Source organism: Frankia sp. CcWB2, assembly GCF_977927585.1.
The window spans coordinates 2,253-2,774 of sequence record NZ_CDWRCM010000323.1; the positions used below are offsets into that span (position 1 = coordinate 2,253).

Genomic DNA, 522 nt, shown 5'->3' on the forward strand with positions numbered 1-522 from the left:
CTCCGGGTAGTCCAGCCAGGATGTCTGACCGTCGGGGGTGACGGTGAGCCCGAAGCGGGTGCAGGACGGCCGTCCTGCGTTCACCCACCAGTCGTAGGCCATTTCGAGTTCGTCCCACAACCGTCGTGGCCCATACTGGGTGACCTCGTGCCCGTCCGACTGCCCGTCTGACCCGGCGGTCAGTGACGCCCACGACTGTGACGCCGCGTGGGACAGCAGAAGTGTTTTCGCTGGGCCGCCTTCCTCGATCTGCCCGGTGGTGCAGCCGGGCAGCCACAGGCCGACCGCGAATCCGGCCGCGGCGTCCCCGAAGGGCTCATCCAGATACCGGCAGGTTGTTCTGACATCGGCGTCGTCCTCGCCGAGCCACCAGACGGGTTTGTCGGCCCGCTGGCCGCGCAGCCGCATGAAACCCGCCTCATCATGAAAATGGCCCGAGGCGGTGCCGTCCGCAACGGTCAATGACAGCAGCGCCCCACCGAACTCGCTCGTGAACGGCAGCACGATCCGCCCGCCCGGCCC

The 522-nt window shown here is 68.2% G+C and carries 1 pseudogene; it reads right to left on the reverse strand.

Going from position 1 to position 522, the window contains the following annotated elements:
* Positions 1–522: pseudogene (locus ACY45C_RS21155) on the reverse strand (methyltransferase domain-containing protein); the annotation flags it as partial.